Genomic DNA, 22,430 nt, shown 5'->3' with positions numbered 1-22,430 from the left:
TCAAAGACAGAGTCTATAGATTCTCTTTAATCCAGTTAAGTACGTCTTCATGGTGTGACTTAGTTTTCACTTTATCCATTACATATTTCAGACGACCGTCTTTGCCAATAATAAAAGTCGTTCTGATAACACCCATGTATTCTTTACCCATGAATTTCTTAAGTCCCCAAACACCATACTTATCCATCGACTTGTGCTCTGGATCTGATAGAAGGTCAAAATTCAGTTTTTGTTTTTCAATAAATTTCACAAGACGTGCTGGCTCGTCTGGAGACACACCCAAAACAACTGTATCGGCCTTTGCGAACTCTTTCTTATAATCACGAATACCGCAAGCTTGTGTTGTACATCCTGGTGTCATCGCCTTTGGATAGAAATAAAGAACAACGTTCTTCTCACCTTTAAAATCTTTAAGGCTTACTTTTTGCTCATCTTGGTTAAGCATTGTAAATGCTGGCGCCATATTTCCAACTTTTGGAAAACTCATATCAACTCCTTTAATTGTTTTTAATTTACCAATTATCTCTTTTCTTTCTTAAGTCTTTAATTCTTTCTTTATCACTCGACATCAAGAAGAGGTTAACTCTCCTTTCTGTTTCAAAATTGGTTTGAAATCCAATGCTACCTTCAGATTGCACTCGCTCAAGTAACTCTTTAGCTGCCTCATTCTCTGGGTCATTGGCCAAGGTAAAGTTTAGATTGTTAATAATGTAATCATGGCCAGGCCATAAAATAACCTGATCCTCGACTCTTTCATTAAGTGCTAAAATAGTCTTAACGAAGACTTCAAGATTGCCGCCATTTTTACAATTTCCAATGCCTGCATTAAAAATCGTATCCATTGTAATGATCTCAACCTGCTTAGCTGATTCAAAAAATAGAAAGCATAAGTGGTCCATCGTGTGTCCTGGAGTCTCGATGACTTCCATTTCCCCTAATGCGGTTGAAATTCTTTCTCCATCAACGAGTATTCGGTCAATTGTTTCAAAACTATCTTTATGGCCCCAGATCTGAGCGCCATGCTCTTTTACTAATGCCTCAACACCTGCCACGTGATCATAGTGTCCATGCGAGAGTAAAATCACTGCAAGTTGACGATCATTATTGGCCAACCATTCGTTGATTAATTCGGGATAGATAGGATCAACTACAGCAACTTCTGCATTGCCCATTTCGACAATGTAGTTGTAATTGCGTAGAGGTGAATCGGTATAAATTTGGTGAACATTCATAGGCAAATACCTTTTTTTTTGTCATGATATAGAGGTCATAACAAATATAGAAGTTAAAAAAAAGGAAGCATATGGTCAATCTTACGATCGCATCAAAAGTATTTATTTCAGTCCTTTGTATCAAAGGATTAATTGAGGCTTACCTAGATAAGAGAAATATTAAACATATCGGTAAACACTTTAATGCTGTACCGGAAGAATTCGCTGACAAGATCTCACTAGAAGAGCATCAGAAAGCTGCTCGCTACACTATGGAGAAGCTTAATAAGGGACAACTGTTCAACTTTCTGGGCTATATTATTCTTGTTGTTTGGACTCTAGGTGGTGGACTTGACGCACTTAACAAATCAATTCTGACACTTGGATTATCACCGCTATTAACTGGAACGGTTTTCATTTTGGCATTCAGTTTCATTAATTCAATACTTGGCCTACCAGAGGCCCTTTACTCAACTTTCGTTATCGAAGAAAAGTATGGATTTAACAAAACAACTTTTAAAACTTTCGTAATGGATATGATTAAAGGCTCACTGCTAGGACTAATTATCGGAACTCCACTAATCTATGGAATTCTTTGGATCATGGAATCTTTAGGACAGTATTGGTGGGCATATGCATGGGCATTTCTAAGTGTGTTCCAACTATTACTTATGTGGATTTACCCAACTTTTATCGCACCAATTTTCAATAAATTTACAGAACTTGAAGAAGGAGAGGTAAAAGAGCGAATTCTTGATCTTTTAAAGCGTGTCGATTTTGAAAGTAAGGGGCTTTTTGTGATGGATGCTTCACGTAGGAGTGGACATGGAAACGCTTATTTTACAGGCTTTGGAAAGAATAAGCGTATCGTCTTCTTTGATACTCTGATTAATACATTAAGCGCTTCAGAAGTAGAGGCCGTACTTGCTCACGAGCTAGGTCACTTCAAGCGTAAGCATATCCTTAAAATGATGATTAAAGCTTTCGTCTTCAGCTTCATTGGTCTTTTTATCCTAGGTCAGCTGATGCAAACATCATGGTTCTTCGAAATGCATGGAGTACATACAACTCAAACTTACATGGCCCTAACTCTATTTTTACTTGTTAGTGGTATCTATACTTTCTTTATTACTCCAATCTCATCTTGGGCATCGAGAAAGTATGAATTTGAAGCTGATGAATTTGCATCAATTCATTCAAATCCTCAGGAGCTTATTAACGCTCTAGTGAAGATGTATAAGGATAACGCTAGTACATTGACTCCAGATCCAGTTTACAGCTCATTTTACCACTCTCACCCACCAGCACTGACAAGGGTGAAGTTTCTAGAAACATTTATCAAAAAATAATAAATATTCAGGGTAAGTTTGGCACCGCTTAAACTTACCCTCACTCTTAAAAATGTCCTCTCCATTGTAAGAATCCCATCTCAATCTTACATGTTTAAAAAAATTACTACACCGGACCGATTCTCTTTGTCTAAGGCCTAAATCCTTCCTATTCTAAGCATAATTCTATACGTGAGGAAATTATGAAACTTTTACTAGCAATGGCCGTAATCGCATGTCTTGGTATTAACATGAATGTATCTGCAACTGAGATCTTAAAGAGTATTCCAGTTGAAGACCAAGGGCCTGAAAAAGATGAAAAAGATTCTAAAAAAGAGGGTGACTCAAAGAAGACAAAAGAGGATAAGCTACTTCAAATAGCAAGTCGCTAATTCCAGCTTATTTTACGGACCTGGCCTTCTCAAGAATCTTTTCAATATTAGAAAAGTCTTTAACAACTTTCCTCATTTGAAGAAGATACTTCTTAGACTGTGGGCTTTGTTTGTGAATTGCGTGAATATACTTATTCAGCTCGCCCTCAAGTAGTCTGGCCTCAGATACAAAAAGGGCGATTAACTTCACCTGTGCCTCAAGCACATCCACTTCAGTTGAACTTTTTGCTAAATTTAAGATTTGTGTATGAGTGATATCGCCTACTGGCTTAGCACTTAGATCAAGATTATTTAAACTACCAGTGCTCTCTTCAGAACTTTCACCTAACTTTGATAAATCAACACTTTTGATCTGATTCGTAATAGAAAACTCTAGAACATTAGATGGATTTTCATCTTTAGAAGAAGCTGAAACCTTTGACACTTCTGCAGAAGTTGCTGGCTTCTCAATATTGTCTTGATCTAATTTCTTGGCAGTTGACAAGATATCCCCCCGAATTAATCTTAATTTATTTATCGGTTAACTCTTAGCTTAACTTTAACCTGTTTTTAGTTAGATTCTATATAAAATTAGCCCTTTAACTCATATCAACAAAGTATTTTTTTTTTAGATTCGAGACAAAATTGAAAGGTATTGAATTCACATTTAGGCCCTACCAAGTCTTGGTAAGTTATAAATTTCAAATGTTTTTCATTGTATTTAAATATTTGACCTTTAAAAATACTGATTTTTCAAACTTTAATTTGAAAAGTGCCAAAAGTTTGAGGTGTAACGGAACTTATTAAAGTGTCAATTTTCATAAGAAGTAATTTCTTTTTTCGACAAACTTCTTTTAGCTTTTTAACAATTTTGTTAGATTATGCCCTCATTAATTAACGCATTTTTATTCGAGCTTAGAAGGTGAAATTATGAAGAAGCCTATTGCTATCATTGACTGTGCTATCAACAATCCGTCTTACAATTGTATGAATCAAATGATTCAAAATTTTAATATACCAACGACATATCATTGGGTATCTCAATTTGGATGTGACTCACTAGATAAAATTGAAGAGGCCAGTGGCTATATCATTTTCGGCTCAGACTCAAACGTCTACCAAAGACTTGATTGGCAAGTCGATCTTGCTAAACGTATGAAAGAAAAATTAGAACAAGATATCCCTGTTATGGGAATTTGCTTTGGCCATCAACTGATTGCCGACATCTTTGGCTCAACAGTTGATATGGTTAAACCTGATAATCAGCTTTTTGAAGGGACCAGAAAAACAAAAATTCTCATGGATAAATTTGGTTTTAATAAGGGTGAAGAATTTAGTCTCTTTATTACCCATCACTACGAAGTGAAAGAGCTTCCAAAAGGTTTTGTTCACCTAGCAACTTCAAATGATTGCTTCCTTGATGGGATCGCTCATGAGACTCTTCCATTCTTTAGCTTCCAAGGCCACCCTGAGGCATCGCAAGATTTTGTCGATAGTCATATTGAGATGACTCTTTCAGATGAAGAGCTAAAGTCAGGTTACGAAGGTGGACGTAAAGTAATCAAAAATTTTATCGACTATATTCAAACTCGTTAGAAAATTAGTTTTTTAACTATTTCCCTAAGATAGTTAAAATAAGGTGTACGATACTTTTCAATTTCTTGATATTGTTCGTGTCGTGCGCCTTCTATCTTTGTAATCGTAAAACTTGTGTCTACTTCCTTTAAGTACCTTTCAAGTTCAGGAACACTAACTAGCTCATCAGCAGTTCCATAAGAAATATATTTCTCCACTTCATCATTAATAGGCTTTGAAAATACCTTCTTACTACAGGAAACCATTTCAAGTAGAAGTTTAGTGTGAAGCTTTTGAAGATTAAACGGATCGTTCTTAAATTCTTCAACAACTTGATTACGGTGAGATAATGTATTTAAGTCAACAAGGCCACCAAGTGGTATCGACATTTTAATCGAGGCCAGCTTGCTAAAGAACTTGCCTTTCACTTTATTAACAAACTTTGCGAAGGGACCACCTACTCCAACAGGAGGAGCGTTTACAATTATAGCTCTAGGTTTTGGGCCATCTTTTAAGTTATTCTGAGTGAAGCCACAAGTGATTAGAGCACCCATCGAATGCCCATAGAGAATATAATCTTCCATTTTATAATTCTCTCTTAAATGCTTAAGGCAATCTTCAAGGTCTAACATATACTGCTCAAATGGATCGATATATGCTTTTTCTCCACCACTTCGGCCATGACCACGAAGATCATATTGAAAAACGTTTACATCAAAGCCAAAAATTTCTTGTAGGTATTTATGTCGACCTAAATGCTCACCTATTCCATGAGTCGCTATTAGCCAGTACTTAGCACCGTGCTCAACGACTTCGGTATACAATTTGACACCGTCACGCATAGGAATCGCTCTTTTAATTGGCTCCATATTTTACCCTTTGATTAATTTTTATTTAGCTTTTATAATTATACTTAAATTTAAGGAAAAGTAATGTTTTGTCCAAAGTGTTTAAGTAACAGTGTACATCTAAAAGAAAAAGGCGTCATTCATATATTAGTTAATGGCCGCCAAAAAGATACTGGCCGCTTTCTATACAACTTAGAAAGACGTAGTGAAATAGCTCAGAATATTTCAGATAAGATTCTTGAGCATTTCAAATGGATGGCAAGCTTTCAAAATACGAAGCCAGTAGAACATGTGAATATCATCACTTCTGATGCTAAATGCGACAATGGTTGTGCGATTCCTCTAACGCAGAAGTTTTCGCTTCTTGACCATTTAGTTTCAACAAAAGAAGTGAGGAATATGGTTCAGCTCCACGCTAAAGAATGTGGCCTAGACGTCGACCTCGACATTTAAAAAGTAACCACCATGCTTTCGCATATTCACACAACCTGTATCTAAAATAAGATACTGACCTTTTATTCCCATTAAAGTCCCCTCAATAACAGGATTCTTATCGAAACCAAGAGACTTAACCTTCTTTGGAAATTCAATTACTGGATATTCAATATGAGTCACCTCTTCTTCAATATCATCAAGACCAAAACTATCAATTAAGTCTGCAAAGTCATCATAGATCTGATCGCGAAGCATTTCTAAATCTTCATCTGCAACTTCATTCATAAGCATTTTGCGCCAATTAGTCTTATCCGAAAATGCCTTTGCAATCTCAACCTCGATCTCTCCAGAAGTTTTTCGATCAGGTACCTCTAAAATAGGTAGAGCATACGATGCTCCTTGATCAATCCAACGAGTAGGAATTTGCGTGTGACGTGTGATCCCTACTTTCACATGAGATGATACAGCAAGATAAACATAGTGAGGAATCATACAATTCTTCTCTCCCCACTCTGGCTCGCGACATGTTCCTTTATGAAAATGGCATAGCTCAGGCTTTACGATACACGTGTCACATTGTGCAAGTGTAATCATTTCTTTATAAGAGTAGCCTTGGGAATATGATTTCTTAATTAACTCACCAGAATAGACAGAGTTTATCTGACCATCAAAACTTAGCTTGATCTTCTTTTCAAGAAGATCATTCATATAAAGAAGCTCATCACCTAAAGGTAAATGATAGTGAGCTAGTCCGTCCTCAAGAGACGTTTTCATTTTGCGAATATTTCCACTTAACATATTTCTACTTTCCTAAAAAATCTTTTAACTTTTGAATAACTGGCATTGGTATTTCATGGCCACCTTGGAATGGATGGAATTCATATTCATTAACCTTCTCAAGATAACTCTTAAGCTTCTCACTCAGAAAATATGGAAGAATAGGATCAACACTTCCATGCGATTGAAAAATTGGAATATGCTTAATATGCTTTGTATTTTCTGCAATATGCGCTTCATCAAATAAAGTAGATGAAAGTAAGAAGAGACGCTCAATTAAATGAGGTTCTTTATATGCAACGGCAAGACTTAGCATTGAGCCTTGTGAGAATCCCCCTAGGAATACTTCTGTGCTATTCTTTTTAATCTCTTTGATCAAATGAACTAAGCGATCACGCATATCTTCGATTCCATCAGGAACACTCTGAGAGAAGAAATCTTCGATTCGTCCTTCCATCGAAGCTTGTTGAAGTCCCATCATATCGATTGGAAACCAGGCACTTCCCTTCATCCCCATTCCAATATCAACTTTCATCGGTCCATCGACAAAATACCAATTGAATTCATCCTTTGGATCTAGATACTGATATAGAGGAGCTAAATCTTGAAAACTTGCTCCATATCCATGAAGTACTACGATTGACTTATTTGTACTTCCTTCTTGTAGTAAAATATCAAAATCATTAATTCTTGTTACTCTCATTTCTTTGTCTCTACTTTTGATTTACGATTTGGATATACATAGCGGCAGATTGGACATTCAAGTCCAAAACATGATCTCGCCTTACAATATTCACGGCCATAGAAGATAATTTGCAAGTGAAGTTTATTCCAAAGATCTCTTGGAAAGAGTTTCTTACAATCCTCTTCTGTTTGTTCGACATTCTTTCCCTTTGTTAGGCCCCAACGCTGAGCAAGCCTGTGAATATGAGTGTCCACAGGAAAAGCTGGTACATCAAAGGCCTGGGCCATAACAACAGAGGCCGTTTTATGACCGACACCAGGAAGCTTTTCAAGATCTTCAAAACTTGCCGGAACTTCTCCATCATGTTCATTAACAAGAATTCTTGAGAGATCATAAATGGCCTTAGACTTTCTTGGAGAAAGTCCACAAGGTTTAATGATTTCTTTAATTTCTTCTTGTGTTAACTTCATCATGTCGCGTGCGTTATCGGCCTTTGCAAAAAGTGCCGGCGTCACCTGATTAACTCGTTCATCTGTACATTGTGCTGATAATAAGACAGCTATCAGTAAGGTGAACTCATTCGTATGATCTAGAGGCGTTGGAGTCTCTGGATAAAGCTCCTCAAGTGCCTCGACAATATAGTCTGCTCTTTCTTGTTTTAACATCTTCTTTCCTATTAATTTGAACCATAAAAATTTAGCAAATTATCCATGAAAATGCTAAAATAACGCGTAATGAGATACATTTTCATCAAATTAATCCGCTTTTACCAAATAGCAATCTCCCCATTTCTCGGGGCAAATTGTCGCTATACTCCAACATGCTCTCAATATGGCATTGAGGCCTTTTCCAAACTGCCATTTCACATAGCATTTTGGAAAACAACAAAACGTATTGCGAGTTGCCACCCATGGTCAAAAGGCGGATATGATCCTGTAACTCTAGACTGTTGCCATAAGGATAAGCACAAATGAAGTTTTTAGTTTTAATATTTTTTTCTCTAGCATCTCTTGCCACAACATCAATCGACAATTTAAAGAAAGAATTTTTAGATAAGGGTGACGAATTAAGTTACTTCTTACAATGGGATAGTGGTAAATCAAGATCCCTCGATTCAAAAAACTCTTTTATCCCCGCTTCGATTTTTAAAATATTTTCGGCTTATTACATCCTCGATAAATTAGGTACAGACTATCGTTTTAAAACATCGATTGCCTCAAGAGGACATATTTCAAACGGGACACTAAAGGGAGACCTTATCCTAAGTACTTCAGGTGACCCCTACTTTCTAACAGCACAAGCCTATGATCTCATTGATGCAGTAAAGGCAGCTGGAATAAAGAAAGTTGAAGGAAAACTCATTGTTGTTAATAATTTTGTCGATCTAAATCGTATAGGAAATGTTGGACTAGATGACCAACCATATAACCAAAGTATTTCAGGCCTTAACATAAATTTTAACCGTTTCAAGTCGATCGGACGTGACGATAAAAATATTTTCCCAACTCACAATGGCCTAGAAATTAAAAAGTCACCTAAGCCACTAGGGCCTGGAGAAGTTTTTCGTCATATCAAAAATAATGAAAAGGAATCATGGGTTTATACAAATTCCAAAGATTACTTTCTAGAAGTACCTATAAGAGACTCTCTACAGTTTAATGCTAATTATTTTAATCATCACTTAAAGATTGCGGGCATTGAAACAAAAGGCGTGGCGTTTGAAGAAAGTTTTACTAAGTCTAAAATTTTAAACACTGTCTACTCTGTGCCTTCTTTAGATATGGTAAAATTATCTCTCGAGTACTCAAATAACTTATTTATTGAAACACTAGTCTTAAAAGCGACAAAAAAAGATAATTTGAAAGATGCTGCTCAAAAAATGGTTAGCGACTTAAAGCTACCTGTTAAAGGCGAGCTTACTAATAGTTCTGGACTGAGTGTTAACATAGAAATGTTAGCTCAAGATATTGTTAATTTCATCAATAAGAACGCTTATAAGAAATTTGGAAATAACTACTTCATTAATCTACTTTCAATTACTGGTCACAGTGGTTCTCTACATCGCAAGTACTTAACTAATGAAGGGTTTGAGAAGTACCGCTATAAAACAGGAAGCCTCGACTTCGTTTATAATATTTGCGGAAGAAGCTTTGAAGCAGATCCTGTTACTTTTTGTGTCATGATCAATAATCCAAAAAAGAGACAACTTCTAATGGGTCCAAACTCTGCAAAGAATGAGAAGTTAAGACAAGAAGCAAAAGCTTGGAGACGTTCTAAAGAACGCTTTAGTGAGCTATTAATGTATGAGTTAAACTAAAGATTTGAAAACTGACGACAACAAGGGCGATCTTTAATTAGTTTCAAGAAATGATAAAATTTTTCGCTTGTGATAATAGAATCTTGAGTGACTAATGCTCGGTGAGAATACTCTTGATCGTAGTGAGTAGAGATAATGAGTTTATCTTTTAAATTTTTATTATCTTCCAAAAATTGAGTTAGATAAGACTCTGTTACGACGGCAATATCTCCACGTCCCTTTAAGACACTTAAAATATTTCCTTCATGTGAGTTGGTATAGATTAATTTCGCATCGTATTTCTGATCAATATCAAAATCTAGAAAACCATAGTGATAACCATCATAAAGCAAAATGCTCTTCTTTTTTAAATCCCTTAAGTAAGCATGAGTTCTATTCTTATCTTTTTTAGCGATAAATTTTTCCCCTCCTTTTAAAAAAGAAGGAGTCATATCATATTTTATGCCACGTTCTTCCCATCCCCACTTAGGACTTTCAAATAAAATCAAATCAAAGCGCTTCGTTGTAAAGTCTCGATAGCGACGTCTTGCAGATGTTTCCACAATCTTAAATCGATATTCACTCTGAACCTTATTAAGCTCTTTTATAACCTCATAAACGAGTCCAGACTTCTTTCCATTTTTAGAAATATAAAATGGTGGGAATTGATAAGCACCAACCTGAACTTCCTTGGCAGCAAAGAGAGAAGTAGAAAAAGCAAATATTAAAGCGTACTTAGTGAAGTAATTCACTAGCTTCTCCACTATATCTAGGTAACGATAAGATAAACTTCGTATTTTCAGACTTCGAATCATATCTAAGATAGCCATCATTATTTAACATCATCTCATAAGATAAACTAAGTCCTAATCCTGTTCCCTTATTTACATCTTTAGTCGTGTAAAAAGGCTCCATAATACGGCTTTCGATTCTTGGATCAATCCCTTTTCCACTATCAATGACTTCGATATAAAGATTTTCGAAATCTTGTTTTATAGAAACGATAATTAATCGTTCGTCTAATTCCTCAATCGCATCAATCGAGTTATTAATTAAATTAACAAGAACTTGGCTAATTTGAGTTTTATTAGCATAAATTAAATTATCAATAGAAGATTTATCGTAAGAGAATTCTAAACGGATATCTTTTTCCGCCAAACGTCCTCGACAAATAGATGAAACAATTGATTCTAATTCTTCACACCTAATAATCGTTTTTAAATCCTTTTGACCATCACGAGACATTGTCGACATACTCTTAACAATATCAGTAATTCGATCAGCAGCAAGCTCAACCTTTTCAAGAATGTATTCACACTTTTCGCCATTAACACATTTCTTTAATCGATTTAGATTTCCAAGAATGACAAATAATGGGTTATTAATCTCGTGAGCGATCCCAGCGGCCATTTGCCCTAGGGCAGCGAGTCTCTCTGATTCGTGACTTCTTTCTCTTTGCTCATATAATTCCTGAGTTCTTGTCGTAACTATCGCCTCAAGCTCTTCATTATATCTCTTTAGCTTTACGTCTCTTAAAATAATTTCGGTTAGAGTTTTATTAAGTGTTTTTGCAAAGAATGATAATTCATTAAGAACAAATTTTTCACGTATTGGGCGGAAGTCACCACTGGCAATACGGCTTGTTCTATTTACAAAGTGCTTTAGAGGATTAAAGAATAAATAATAGTAAGCAATTGATGTCACAATCAAAGATAGAACAAGTCCCGATATAAACCATACCCCAATCATCTTCATGATATTGTGAACATAGATAGCATTTAATTGATTCGAAAATCTAATTTCAACACTTCCTATCTTCTTGCCCTCATATATAACTTCAAAATTTTCAATGACTATTTCAGGGCTTACATATTTTGGGGCCGCTGCTTCAACTAATGAAATCTGACTCAAAAGACTTTCATTCTCATCTCTAACAGTAATAGCAGTAACGGCCTGGTCGCTTGAGTTAACAAAGACATTAGAAATTTTCTGAATATATTCTTTATTTAAGTTCCAGATAGGAAGTTTTAGAGAATTTACAATCTGTCTTGAAATGATTTCTCTATCATTCTCAAAACGAACCCTTTCCTGATTACTATGAATACTGTAAGTAGCTGCGCCCATGACAAAGAAGCTTATTGTTAGTACTACCCCCATAACAATCGGAATAATAAATGAAAAGCGAACAGGTGACTTGTGCATGTCCAATATCTACATGCGTTATTTAGATTTAGCAAGTACTTTGTAAATAGAAATCGTTTTAAGACAATTAGCTTAGACTAACATAGCTAATAATATTAACTACTTAGAGATAGAAGTTGAAATCATCCAAATCCCTACTGCGATTAACAGGATACTAAAAAAGTACTGGGCCTTTTTCCCGCCTAAAACGTGGGCCAGACGATTGCCCATAAAAAACCAGAGCAGATGAGCACTAGCTCCACCAAAAAAAAGCACGGCACTAAAAAGTGTTAGAAAGAGTTTCCCTTCATTTAAAAATGGTGAGTAAACACTAATTGTGAAAACTAGGAATTTGGGATTTAGGGCCTGAAAAATAGCCCCTTCTAGAAATGAAGGACCTTTATTATTTTCTTCCTCATTCTTCACCTCTACTTTCTTTACATTAGTAAGGCTTTTATAGGCCATAAAGAATAAGTATAAAGCTCCAAAAACAGGAAGGTATCTCATGAGCTTCTCATGTTTCATGATGAAGTCTGTTGCACCATATAGACAAAGTAGAAGTCCTGAAATAGTTGAAAGCCATAACCCAAGTATGAAAGGTAGAGTTTTCTTAAAACTATAAGTTCCCCCAAGGCCGGCCAAAGTTATATTTGCAGGGCCAGGTGAATAACAAAGAGGGGCCACGATAAAGAAGAAGCTAGTAATTATTTTTGAAAGCATAAATTAAGTATCCATTGGATCGACATCGATTTTTACAGAGAAAGAATAGTCGATCTTATTTTGAGCGCGAAAAATCTGCAATACTTGATTGAGCTCGCCCCCATTCTTACACATTAAAGACATGCTCCATGTGAACATATTCGCACGCCTTTCAATCATAGCAGGAGTAGGACCCCATACTTGGCCATCGATTCCCAACTGATCCATTAGCCCACGAAGCTTTTGAATTTCACTTGAGAGATTGCCAATTATTTTGTCGCGATCTCTACCAGAGACGTGAATATTTGCCATCTTTGTATAAGGAGGAAATAGACCAAACTCACGCGTTGTTAATTCGAAATCATAAAAACCAGAAAAACTATGTGATTTGATAAAATCGAACATTGTATTATCTGGAAGCATCGTTTGAATTGCAACCTTAGCGTGATTTGAATATCGCCCTGCTCGTCCTAAAATTTGAACAATCATTTGGTAAGCTTTTTCCATGGCCCTAAAGTCAGGGAAGTTTAGCATTGAATCAGTTCCTAAAATTAAAACGAGATTAACTTTTTTAAAGTTGTGACCTTTAGAAAGCATTTGTGTTCCCACAAAGATATCAATATCACCTTTATGGAAACGCTCAAGCTTATCTTCTAGCTTATCAAGATTTGTGATCTCATCGCGATCAAAGCGCTCAATCTTCTTAGTAGGATAAAACTCTTGTAAAACTTCTTGCAGTCTTTCTGTACCGAATCCCTTTTGTAGCAGATTCATATTTCCACATTCAGGACAAATTTCTGGTCTTGGAATTTGATAGTCTGAATGAGAGCTTGAAAGAATATTTTTATTTTTAAAATACCTTAGTGGTACACCAGTATTAGGATCTTCGAATTTATAACCACAACCTCGACACTGAAGATAATTTGAAAAACCTAGGCGATTTACAAAAACGAGAACTTGCTCGTCTCTATCTAAAGCTTCACTAATCATATCTAAAGACTTCTTTTCAAATGGCCAAATCGATAAGGCATCCATATCTTTCTTAGCACCATGAGAGCGAGAGTCTAATAATTCAATCTCCGGAAAGCCGCCGGCAACTCTCTTTTCCAATGAAAAGTAATTCTCTGGTTTAAGCTTTGAAAAAGTGAAGTAATTTTCTAATGAAGGCGTCGCACTACCAAGAACGACAGGTGCATTGAATAGCTGTGCTTTCTTAATGGCAACATCGCGCCCATTATAAGGACAACGATCTGTTTGCTTAAATGAGCTATCATGTTCTTCGTCAACGATCACAAGGCCTAGGTTTTCAACAGGCAAGAAAACACTAGAGCGCACTCCCATTAAAAGAACTGGTCGATCAGATTTCTTTAAAAACTTCCAAATAGCATTCTTGTGAGAAGGTGTTACACCCGAGTGATACGGAAGAATTGGACAATTCAAATATTTTTTAAACGTCTCCATAAACTGAGGCGTTAAGTTAATTTCAGGTAGCAAGAAAAGTACACTCTTTCCCTTCTTTAATACATTCTTTATCAAGTGAAGATAAATTAATGTTTTTCCTGATCCTGTAACACCATGAACGAGAAAGCGATCAAATCCATTATCAAGCTTAGCATTGATACTTTCATATATGGGCTTTTGTAGCGGAGATAGTTCATGTTCAAAATCTTGGTTATCACCAAATTGAGTTTCAACTTCGCGAGGACGTTTTAAAATTTTTGGCAAGCAGTCCCAAGCAAGTTGCCCAAGATTGTAGTGATAGTAACGAGACATCCAATCGTAGAGCTTCATCTCACTTTGTGATAATGAAAACTCTGGCGCGAGAACTTCGTTGATTGGCCTAAGCTTATACTTAGTAATCGTTTCTTCTAATTCTTTTTGCGTAATTGTAAATGGTACGACAACACCTTTAGCCTTCCTTCTACCAAGAGGGACTTCCACAAGGGTACCAACAGGAATCTCCTCTCCTAACGTCTTATAAGTAAGAACACTTGGTAGTTTTGGATAATCAACCGCGACTTGGCAATAATGTTGAGCGTTTAGTGTATTAACGTCTTGCATAAGATTTTAAAGTAAAAAGTAAGTGTAAAACCTACACTATCATCATACAATAAGTATATGATTACATGGAATGTTGATCCAGAAATATTTAGAATCGGACCTATTGCCGTTCGTTATTACTCACTAATGTTTATCGTTGGTTTCTTTATTGGTGAGCGCTATTGTCGCCGCTACCTAATCAAAGAAAAAAACTTTACTAAAGACGAAGTGAGCTCATTATTAAACTATATGATTGTAGGTTGTGTCGTTGGTGCACGTCTAGGTCATTGTCTCTTCTATGAGCCAGGTTATTACTTAAGTAATCCCCTTGAGATTCTCTATGTATGGAAAGGTGGACTTGCAAGTCACGGTGGATTCCTTGGTGTTATCGTTTCAATATACGCCTTTAAGAAAAGAGTTAAAGATGTCCCACTGATGTGGCTTCTTGATCTTGTTGCAGCACCGGCCCTTATGACAGGTGGATTTATTAGACTTGGAAACCTAATGAATTCTGAGATCTTTGGTCATCCTACAAATCTTCCATGGGCGTTTAAATTTGTTCGTGCAGATAATATTGCTCGCCACCCTACTCAGCTCTACGAAGCACTTGGCTTCTTTGCAGTTTCAGGACTTGTTTACTACCTCTATTCAAAATTTCACAATAAGTGGCAATCTGGACGCTTTTTAGGAATTATCTTTATTGGTGGTTTTGCATGGCGATTCTTTGTGGAATTCTTTAAAGAAAACCAAGTGGCATTTGAACAAGGTATGGCCCTAAATATGGGACAAATTCTAAGTATCCCACTTATTATCGTTGGTATTATCTTAGTTCTTTATAAACCTGTTACTAAAGGTTAAGCCCAAGTTCTAAACCAGTACCAATTTCTTTATTTTCTGTTGCATGAATGTAGTGAACAAATGGCTTAATACGTACTTTTTCATATAAGGTAAAAAGTGGATAGAATTGGCCATAAACTCCAGAGCAAGATTTAAAATTTGCACGGAAGCTACTACATTCGACAGAGCCATACTTATCGGTACTAGAAAACATATAGCCTCCTCGTACACCTAGGCTTATTTGTAAACTCTCATCAGACCAGCTAAGCATTGTCTTTTCAATTCCAATATTAGGAATAAAAACATTGTCATCATCTTTAGATTCTTGAAAGTCCATAACAGAATTTAGCATCAATCCAACACCCCAGCGCCAACTCTTTATCGATCTTGAAAAGTCGTCAATTGCACGAGTGTACGAAATTTCTGCAAGAGTTCCTAAATCAATTGAGAAGTACGACTCATAAGGAATGTAGTAAATAGAATCAAGATAGGCTTTTGAACCTAATTTTGCGACAAATTTTTCGGTAGCGTTGAGTTTATCAGTATAAGACTCAATAGATGTATGTAGTTTGTTTATAACCAAATATGGCGCATCACTTCGATTTATTCTCTTCTCTGTTTTATGAAGCTCATTAAAGAGAAAGTCTTCATCCTTTAGTTTTCTAAGTGTGTATTGAGTTATATTTTCTTTTTCTTTGAATCTAAATTCCCCATATCGATTTTCATATAAACGACTCTTTTTAAATGATTCCGTTCGATGACACAATTTTAGCTCTAGCTCTTGCTCACAGTTTTCAATAACCTTTGCTACAGAGATTTTTAAAATTGTCTTTAAATTCTTATTAAGTCCTTCAAGACAGATATGATTAAAGTCCTTTCTTTCAACAACTTCAACAATACAAGCTTCATCTTGATCAAATTGGATTCTTTTAGGCATCTTAAATTTTCGTCCCAAGTGATTCTTTGCAATATAGTCACTAGTAAACTTTTTAGAATCCGCATAACCAACTAAGAAATCAAAACGTCTAAAATCTTCTTCAAAGAAACCAAAGAAGGCATACATCGGAGAAGAGGCCAGAGGCAGTGATACAGTTGAGCTCATAGAATTAGAAAAACTAGGAGACTCATAAAAAGCAATTGTTTCACGAGAACGGGCCGTTCCTATAAAGCTATCAAAAATATCAAGAACATACTTTGCGACTTCCTTTCCATTCTCTTGAAACTCACGAGTTTCATAAAGTAAGTGTTCATCGCTTGGATCAATAATTAAAAGCAAATTATCCTTAGCGACTTTGTGCCTAGATACCTTATTAACGATTGTTAATGGAATATTATTAAACATCCCACCATCGATAAATGTTCTTTTTGTAATTGAACTCAATGGACACTTTTTCTTCGATTTAAAGTCCTCGTACTTACAATACTCAATATCAACCGGTTTAAAGGCCAAAGGAAAGGCTCCAGAAGCCTCGATTACCTGTAAGAGTTTTGTTAAGTTATCATTTTGATTCTTAGTGAATGGTAAGTAGATTTGTCTCGTCGAATTTGTGGCAATTGGATAGTTTTCGATGATAGGAGGCTTCCCCTCACCTTGACCACGAATTCTAAAAATGGCCTCATTTAGCATTTGAGGAAATTTTCTTCCACCTTTGTATACTTCAATAATCTCAGGCTTCTTTTGAGTAAGAGTGATTCCAAAAACAATATCGATATCAGCTCGTAAGCCTTCATTCCAGATTTGGCGTGCATCTTTATACATTGATTGAATCGGCTTTTTAGATAAAAAGTTAGTCATGGACATTTGCTTATTATCCGCTAGTCGATCAATTCCTAAAGGCACCCAAAGTCGCCAAAAGAGTGAGTCCTTTACAATATACTCTCCACCGTGAACTCTTCCGGCTTCAAGAAAAGTAATCAAAGCGTTCATACTACCAGCAGATGCTCCAGCATAAATTTGTGGCGTACGCTGTACTTGATAATTTAATTTTTCAAATTCAGTTAGATAACTTAAGAATCCGCCCTCATAAGAGCCTAGTGAAACACCACCACTTACAACAAGGGCCGTATTGACTCGTTTTGCGAAAGGTTGAAAACAAAAGAGGAAGCTCAATAGTAGGATAAAACGTTTCATTCTAGTATTGTATTTGCTTCCTCTATTTGTGCCAAGTAAAGCTTAAGCTTACTTGCAATATGATAGATCTAAGTCATTCAAATTTTTGTAAATACTTGGACTAAATGCTTTATCCCAAAGATCTTGGCCGGCCATTTTATCCAGCGCCAGATCTGTTAATTTTAAGTTTTTATTATAAGCAAATGTATTTGCCAGAGCTCCAAATAGAGATCCGCCTTGTCCTTCGACTGCGTTACCATAGCAATTCATATCATCTTTAATATAGTCGTAGATATCGATCATACGCTCTTTACCCATACTATCTGCTGAGTAATACTTAAGTTCTCCACCTTCAATTACAGTGAACTTTTCAATTAGGCGATCGACCATCTCTTGCGAGAGCTCTTTACAAAGCCTCTTCTTCTTACTCTTTGACCCATTCACATGAAGGTCTGCAATCACTTCATTTGTGGCCTTAACAAAGCAGTCTACAAATTGTTTTGAGTTAATTTGGGCCATTGAACTTGATGAAATAAGTACTAAAGCTGTTGAAATTACTAGATTTTTCATGAAAATCTCTCCTCGTGTCAATTGCGTATATAAATAAAATTACCACAAGGAGAGAATATAAAGGTCTTTTAAGAAACAATTACAATAGGTGTTCGGACATTAGACACGAACAGACCACGTCACTTCATCACCACTTTCTTGGAAATCAATTCCTAAAGCGTTTAATTCGTCACGGGCCGCATCTGCTGCATCCCAATCCTTAGCAGCACGTGCATCCGCTCGCTTTGCCAGAAGCTCATTAACTTTATCAAGGGCAATCCCCTTTCTTCTGATTTGAACTTCCTTAATTTCATTTAAGAATATCTCAGGATCCATTGCAAAAAGAGCACTCATCTTTCCATACTTTGCAATCCACTGTGAAAATGCAATTGCAGTAGGTGCAGAGTTTACATCCTTTGCTTTCTTTTCAAGATTTAATGTATTGAAAGTTTTAACTGCTTCATAAACCGCAGACATCATCTCACTTGTATTGAAATCGTCATTACATGCTTTCTCAATCTTTGCATCTAAACGCTTTAGGTCTTCTGCAAGTTTCTTATTAACTTTTGCACTTTCATTAGCTTCAAAAGTAGCTGCATGTTTGGCCACTTGAAGTGCGCGGTAAACACGAATTGCACCACCAAAAGCCTGATCAATTTTTTCATCAGTCACATCAAGCATTGAACGGTAGTGAGTTGAAAGCATAATATATTTTAAAATTTCTGGATGATACTCATCCATGAAAGCGCGAGCAGTGATGATATTGCCAAGGGACTTACTCATCTTCTCTCCACTCATATTGATGAAGTTATTATGCATCCAATAGTTTACGTATTTACAAGAATTACATCCTACACCTTGAGCTATTTCGTTTTCATGATGTGGGAAAATTAAATCAATTCCACCGCCGTGGATATCAATAGATTTTCCAAGAATCGACTTGATCATCGCCGAACATTCAATGTGCCAACCTGGACGCCCCTTACCCCATGGAGAATCCCAAGACGGCTCACCTGGTTTAGCAGGCTTCCAAAGAACAAAGTCCTTAGGATCTTTTTTGCGCTCATCAACTTCGACTCGCTCTCCCGAGTTGAGTTCCTCTAGATTTACACCTGAAAGCTCACCATATGATTCAAGCTTTGTTGTTTCGTAGAAAACTTCTCCGTCCACAACATAGGCCATGCCATTATCGATGATACCTTGAACGTATTCAATAATTTCAGGAATATAATCCGTTACTTTTGGATTATGCGTATGAGGACGAAGTCCTAGGCGCCCAAAGTCTTCTTGAAAGTATTTAATATAGCGCTCTGAGATTTCAAGGGAATCAACACCTTCCTCATTTGCTTTATTAATAATTTTATCATCAACGTCAGTGTAATTATAAACGAAGTTCACATCGTAACCGATATGCTCCATCCAATTTCTTGCGAAGTTAAAAAAGATAGGCCCACGAAAGTTTCCAATATGAAGCGGTCCATAAACAGTTGGTCCACAAAGATAAAGCTTAACTTTGCCTTCTTCTAATGGCGTAAAAGTTTCTTTCTTCTTTGTTAAAGTATTGTAAACTACTAGTGACACTATCAACTCCTCTATTTTTTTATGCAGATAGAATAACCGAAAAAGGGAAAACTGTCATGAATATCCGTGAATTCGACCTAATCATCAAAAACGGCACTCTACACTCTTCACAAAAAAGCTGGCAAGAAGATATCGGAATAAAGGACGGTAAGATAGTAAAATTAGCTAAATTTAATGATTCTGATCTAAAAAGCGCTGCCGAAGTTATTGACGCACAGGGACTCGATATTCTTCCAGGACTTATCGATTCACAAGTCCACTTCCGCGAGCCAGGTCTAACACATAAAGAAGATATCGCTCATGGCTCAAAGGCCGCCGTTCTTGGTGGAATTTGTACTTTCTTTGAAATGCCAAATACAAAACCTGCAACAACAACTATTGAGGCAACCCAAGTTAAAGTTGATATTGCAAAAGAAACTTCATATGCAAATTTTGGCTTCTTCATTGGAGCAAGTGGAAAGAATCTCGACGAGCTTGTAAAGTCACAGGATATGGTTGGATGCTCAGGAGTAAAAATCTTTCTAGGTAGCTCAACAGGCGACCTTCTCCTTTATGATACTGACAAACTAGTTGAAATCTTCAAGACTTTAGACTGCCATATTTCAGTTCATAGTGAGAGTGAGGAAAGGCTTCATGCCAATGTTGCCATCCGTGATAATGCAAATGGAGACGTTCACGCTCATTATAAGTGGCGTGATGCTCAGACGGCCCTTGAATCGACAAAGATGATTATCGAAGTTGCAAAGAAAGCAGGACGTAAGGTTCACATCCTTCACTTAACAACAAAAGATGAAATTGAATTTTTAAAGGATCAAAAAGAGCATTGTACAATTGAGGTCACTCCTCAACACTTAACTCTCTTTGCTCCAGATATCTATGACAAGATCGGAACTCTTGCGCAGATGAATCCACCAATTCGCACAAAGGATCACACAGATGGACTTTGGGAAGGACTTAAAAGTGGTGTGATTGATGTTTTTGGAAGTGATCACGCTCCTCACACTCTAGAAGAAAAAGCTCAACCCTACCCAGCTTCTCCTTCGGGAATGCCTGGTGTGCAAACAATGCTTCCAGTAATGCTTACTCACGTTGAAGCTGGACGACTAACTCTAGAAGATATTGTTAAGTATTTAGCAGAGAATCCGGCCAAACTTTTCAAGCTTAACAAAGGCTTTATTCAAGAAGGAATGGATGGTGATCTGACAATCCTTGATATGAACAAGCGCTTTACTATCAGAAACGAAGACCAGGCATCTAAAGTCGGTTGGACTCCTTTTGATGGAATGGAAGTAAAAGGATGCCCTACTTATACAATCGTTAGCGGACAAGTTGCTATGGAGCATGGAAAGGCCATTAAAGTTCAGGCCCAGCCGATTGTAAGGACAAAGTAAGCGATAACCAAATCTTAACAATTAAGAACTACTCGATTCATTACGAAGTTTGTCATAATAGGATATTATTTAAAATATAGGAATGTAATGAAGAAGAATATCCTCTTTCTATGTACAGGAAACTCGTGTCGCTCGCAAATGGCCGAAGGCTGGGGTAAGGCCCTAAAAGGCGACAAGTATAACTTCTACTCTGCTGGCACAAAGAAGCATGGGCTTAATCCTTATGCCGTGGCCGTTATGAAAGAAGTTGGTGTCGATATCTCAAATCACGAATCAAATACAACGGACGAAATTGAAGCAAAGATGGATATTGTCATCACAGTTTGTAGTGACGCCAATGAGAACTGTCCCTACTTTCCTGGAGGTAAGATCATTCATATTGGTTTCGATGATCCTCCTCGTCTCACTAAAGACTTTAGCGATGAAGAAGAAATACTTCAGGTTTATCGCCGAGTAAGAGATGAAATTAAATCGATGATAATAAATTTAGAAGAGAGAATATAAGATGGGATTTTTTGAGCGCTACTTAAGTATTTGGGTAACGATTTGTATCGTCGCAGGAATCGTTTTAGGAAAAGTTCTTGGAACATCGATCACAGTTCTAAGTGAGATGAATATTGCCACAGTTAATATCCCTGTTGCTATTCTTGTTTGGCTTATGATCTTTCCAATGATGGTACAAATTGATTTTAATTCCATTGCTGACGTTGGAAAGAATCCAAAAGGTCTAAGCCTTACGGTTATTATCAACTGGTTAATAAAACCTTTTACCATGGCCTTCTTTGCTTGGATTTTCTTTTCTAAAATCTATGCAGGTTTTTTATCACCAGAGCTCGCACAAGAGTATATTGCAGGAGCAATTCTCTTAGGTGCTGCACCATGTACCGCTATGGTCTTTGTTTGGTCTTACCTTACAAAGGGTGATCCAGAGTACACACTTGTTCAAGTGGCCATTAATGACTTAATTCTTTTAGTGGCCTTCATCCCTATCGTTCAATTCTTACTAGGTGTCACAAGTATTTCAATTCCATACGATACACTCATAAGTTCAGTCGTGATCTTTGTCGTGATTCCTCTACTTGCAGGTTATATCGCAAATAAAGTCTTAATCAATAAATTTGGTATGAAATGGTTTAGTGAAGTTTTCATGGCCAGACTTAAGCCAATTTCAATTGTGGCCCTTCTTACAACTCTTGTTCTACTCTTTGCTTTTCAAGGCGAGAAGATTTTAGCTAATCCACTTCACATTGTCCTGATAGCAATTCCTCTTACAATTCAGACTTACTTTATCTTCTTTGTAAGCTGGGGAATTGGCCGCAAGATGTGCTTACCACATAATATTTTATCACCAGGCTCTATGATTGGTGCCAGTAACTTTTTTGAACTTGCTGTGGCCGTTGCCATCGCCCTTTTTGGCCTTAATTCAGGAGCGGCCCTAACAACTGTTGTGGGGGTTCTTATTGAAGTTCCGGTTATGCTTAGTCTTGTTAAGATTGCAAATAAGTGGCGCTATTAA

The 22,430-nt window shown here is 36.6% G+C and carries 24 protein-coding genes; 10 read left to right on the top strand and 14 right to left on the bottom strand.

Annotated elements, in window-relative coordinates; all coding sequences use genetic code 11:
- Positions 1-13: 13 nt before the first annotated feature.
- Together bcp and C0Z22_RS01330 are read right to left on the bottom strand one after the other, a co-directional pair.
- Positions 14-487 (bottom strand): thioredoxin-dependent thiol peroxidase, encoded by a 474-nt coding sequence (gene bcp / locus C0Z22_RS01335; protein WP_103216528.1) that lies wholly within the window; start codon positions 485-487, stop codon positions 14-16.
- A 25-nt stretch (positions 488-512) separates the two neighbouring features.
- Complete coding sequence (locus tag C0Z22_RS01330) at positions 513-1,232, bottom strand: MBL fold metallo-hydrolase (RefSeq protein ID WP_103216527.1); 720 nt, start codon at positions 1,230-1,232, stop codon at positions 513-515.
- A 71-nt stretch (positions 1,233-1,303) separates the two neighbouring features.
- On the opposite strand from C0Z22_RS01330, the gene C0Z22_RS01325 reads away from it, so the two are divergent.
- Positions 1,304-2,560 (top strand): M48 family metallopeptidase, encoded by a 1,257-nt coding sequence (locus tag C0Z22_RS01325; protein ID WP_103216526.1) that lies wholly within the window; start codon positions 1,304-1,306, stop codon positions 2,558-2,560.
- Between the two features lie 182 nt (positions 2,561-2,742).
- Positions 2,743-2,931, top strand: a complete 189-nt coding sequence (locus C0Z22_RS01320; protein WP_103216525.1) for a hypothetical protein — start codon at positions 2,743-2,745, stop codon at positions 2,929-2,931.
- Between the two features lie 7 nt (positions 2,932-2,938).
- Here C0Z22_RS01320 and C0Z22_RS01315 read toward each other — a convergent pair whose 3' ends face one another.
- Positions 2,939-3,415 (bottom strand): hypothetical protein, encoded by a 477-nt coding sequence (locus C0Z22_RS01315; RefSeq protein ID WP_103216524.1) that lies wholly within the window; start codon positions 3,413-3,415, stop codon positions 2,939-2,941.
- A gap of 425 nt (positions 3,416-3,840) precedes the next feature.
- On the opposite strand from C0Z22_RS01315, the gene C0Z22_RS01310 reads away from it, so the two are divergent.
- A complete protein-coding gene (locus tag C0Z22_RS01310; protein ID WP_103216523.1) occupies positions 3,841-4,506 on the top strand; it encodes a type 1 glutamine amidotransferase in 666 nt (221 codons plus the stop codon).
- Here the strand turns inward: C0Z22_RS01310 and C0Z22_RS01305 are convergent.
- Positions 4,503-5,354, bottom strand: a complete 852-nt coding sequence (locus C0Z22_RS01305) for an alpha/beta fold hydrolase (protein ID WP_103216522.1) — start codon at positions 5,352-5,354, stop codon at positions 4,503-4,505. The two genes, C0Z22_RS01310 and C0Z22_RS01305, sit on opposite strands and share 4 nt — an antisense overlap.
- Positions 5,355-5,417: 63 nt before the next feature.
- Here C0Z22_RS01305 and C0Z22_RS01300 point away from each other — a divergent pair, with 63 nt between their 5' ends.
- A complete protein-coding gene (locus tag C0Z22_RS01300; protein ID WP_103216521.1) occupies positions 5,418-5,786 on the top strand; it encodes a hypothetical protein in 369 nt (122 codons plus the stop codon).
- Here the strand turns inward: C0Z22_RS01300 and C0Z22_RS01295 are convergent.
- Genes C0Z22_RS01295 through nth form a run of 3 tightly spaced genes read right to left on the bottom strand, consistent with a single transcriptional unit; the run spans position 5,763 to position 7,895 of the window.
- Entirely contained in the window at positions 5,763-6,566 is an 804-nt protein-coding gene (locus C0Z22_RS01295) for a DUF2797 domain-containing protein (protein ID WP_199177501.1), read from the bottom strand. The two genes, C0Z22_RS01300 and C0Z22_RS01295, sit on opposite strands and share 24 nt — an antisense overlap.
- Before the next feature lie 4 nt (positions 6,567-6,570).
- Positions 6,571-7,248 (bottom strand): alpha/beta hydrolase, encoded by a 678-nt coding sequence (locus C0Z22_RS01290; protein ID WP_103216520.1) that lies wholly within the window; start codon positions 7,246-7,248, stop codon positions 6,571-6,573.
- Positions 7,245-7,895, bottom strand: coding sequence for an endonuclease III (gene nth, locus C0Z22_RS01285; protein ID WP_103216519.1), 651 nt, complete (start codon positions 7,893-7,895; stop codon positions 7,245-7,247). The genes C0Z22_RS01290 and nth overlap by 4 nt, the downstream gene beginning before the upstream one ends.
- Before the next feature lie 69 nt (positions 7,896-7,964).
- Here nth and yidD point away from each other — a divergent pair, with 69 nt between their 5' ends.
- Positions 7,965-8,204 (top strand): membrane protein insertion efficiency factor YidD, encoded by a 240-nt coding sequence (yidD, locus tag C0Z22_RS01280; protein ID WP_103216518.1) that lies wholly within the window; start codon positions 7,965-7,967, stop codon positions 8,202-8,204.
- The gene (locus C0Z22_RS01275; protein ID WP_103216517.1) at positions 8,201-9,547 is read left to right on the top strand and encodes a D-alanyl-D-alanine carboxypeptidase; all 1,347 of its coding nucleotides are present in this window, start codon (positions 8,201-8,203) and stop codon (positions 9,545-9,547) included. Before yidD ends, C0Z22_RS01275 begins: the two co-directional genes overlap by 4 nt.
- Here C0Z22_RS01275 and C0Z22_RS01270 read toward each other — a convergent pair.
- The 4 genes from C0Z22_RS01270 to priA form a co-directional block, all read right to left on the bottom strand.
- A complete protein-coding gene (locus C0Z22_RS01270) occupies positions 9,544-10,278 on the bottom strand; it encodes an ABC transporter substrate-binding protein (RefSeq protein ID WP_158246761.1) in 735 nt (244 codons plus the stop codon). The two genes, C0Z22_RS01275 and C0Z22_RS01270, sit on opposite strands and share 4 nt — an antisense overlap.
- Positions 10,262-11,728, bottom strand: a complete 1,467-nt coding sequence (locus C0Z22_RS01265; RefSeq protein WP_103216515.1) for a sensor histidine kinase — start codon at positions 11,726-11,728, stop codon at positions 10,262-10,264. The genes C0Z22_RS01270 and C0Z22_RS01265 overlap by 17 nt, the downstream gene beginning before the upstream one ends.
- Before the next feature lie 99 nt (positions 11,729-11,827).
- A complete protein-coding gene (locus C0Z22_RS01260; RefSeq protein WP_103216514.1) occupies positions 11,828-12,427 on the bottom strand; it encodes a LysE family translocator in 600 nt (199 codons plus the stop codon).
- Between the two features lie 3 nt (positions 12,428-12,430).
- Positions 12,431-14,467 carry a primosomal protein N' gene (gene priA, locus C0Z22_RS01255; RefSeq protein ID WP_103216513.1) on the bottom strand — a complete coding sequence of 679 codons (2,037 nt, stop codon included), beginning with the start codon at positions 14,465-14,467 and terminating at the stop codon, positions 12,431-12,433.
- Positions 14,468-14,524: 57 nt separating this feature from the next.
- On the opposite strand from priA, the gene lgt reads away from it, so the two are divergent.
- Positions 14,525-15,304, top strand: coding sequence for a prolipoprotein diacylglyceryl transferase (gene lgt, locus C0Z22_RS01250; RefSeq protein WP_103216512.1), 780 nt, complete (start codon positions 14,525-14,527; stop codon positions 15,302-15,304).
- On the opposite strand, the gene C0Z22_RS01245 is transcribed toward lgt, so the two are convergent.
- From C0Z22_RS01245 to cysS, 3 genes are all read right to left on the bottom strand, one after another.
- Positions 15,294-17,414 carry a patatin-like phospholipase family protein gene (locus C0Z22_RS01245; RefSeq protein ID WP_103216511.1) on the bottom strand — a complete coding sequence of 707 codons (2,121 nt, stop codon included), beginning with the start codon at positions 17,412-17,414 and terminating at the stop codon, positions 15,294-15,296. The genes lgt and C0Z22_RS01245 overlap by 11 nt on opposite strands.
- A 48-nt stretch (positions 17,415-17,462) precedes the next feature.
- Entirely contained in the window at positions 17,463-17,963 is a 501-nt protein-coding gene (locus tag C0Z22_RS01240) for a hypothetical protein (RefSeq protein ID WP_103216510.1), read from the bottom strand.
- Positions 17,964-18,062: 99 nt separating this feature from the next.
- Complete coding sequence (gene cysS / locus C0Z22_RS01235) at positions 18,063-19,523, bottom strand: cysteine--tRNA ligase (RefSeq protein ID WP_103216509.1); 1,461 nt, start codon at positions 19,521-19,523, stop codon at positions 18,063-18,065.
- A 56-nt stretch (positions 19,524-19,579) separates the two neighbouring features.
- Between cysS and C0Z22_RS01230 the strand changes: the two genes are divergently transcribed.
- The 3 genes from C0Z22_RS01230 to arsB all read left to right on the top strand — a co-directional run bounded on the left by C0Z22_RS01230 (position 19,580) and on the right by arsB (position 22,430).
- Positions 19,580-20,914 carry a dihydroorotase gene (locus C0Z22_RS01230; RefSeq protein WP_103216508.1) on the top strand — a complete coding sequence of 445 codons (1,335 nt, stop codon included), beginning with the start codon at positions 19,580-19,582 and terminating at the stop codon, positions 20,912-20,914.
- Between the two features lie 87 nt (positions 20,915-21,001).
- On the top strand, positions 21,002-21,418 hold the full coding sequence (locus C0Z22_RS01225) for an arsenate reductase ArsC (RefSeq protein ID WP_103216507.1): 417 nt from the start codon (positions 21,002-21,004) through the stop codon (positions 21,416-21,418).
- Between the two features lies 1 nt (position 21,419).
- On the top strand, positions 21,420-22,430 hold the full coding sequence (gene arsB, locus C0Z22_RS01220) for an ACR3 family arsenite efflux transporter (protein ID WP_103216506.1): 1,011 nt from the start codon (positions 21,420-21,422) through the stop codon (positions 22,428-22,430).

Source organism: Halobacteriovorax sp. DA5, from assembly GCF_002903145.1.
Lineage (GTDB): Bacteria > Bdellovibrionota > Bacteriovoracia > Bacteriovoracales > Bacteriovoracaceae > Halobacteriovorax_A.
The sequence above is the reverse complement of the archived record's forward strand: the minus strand, read 5'-3'. Positions and strand labels throughout refer to the sequence as shown.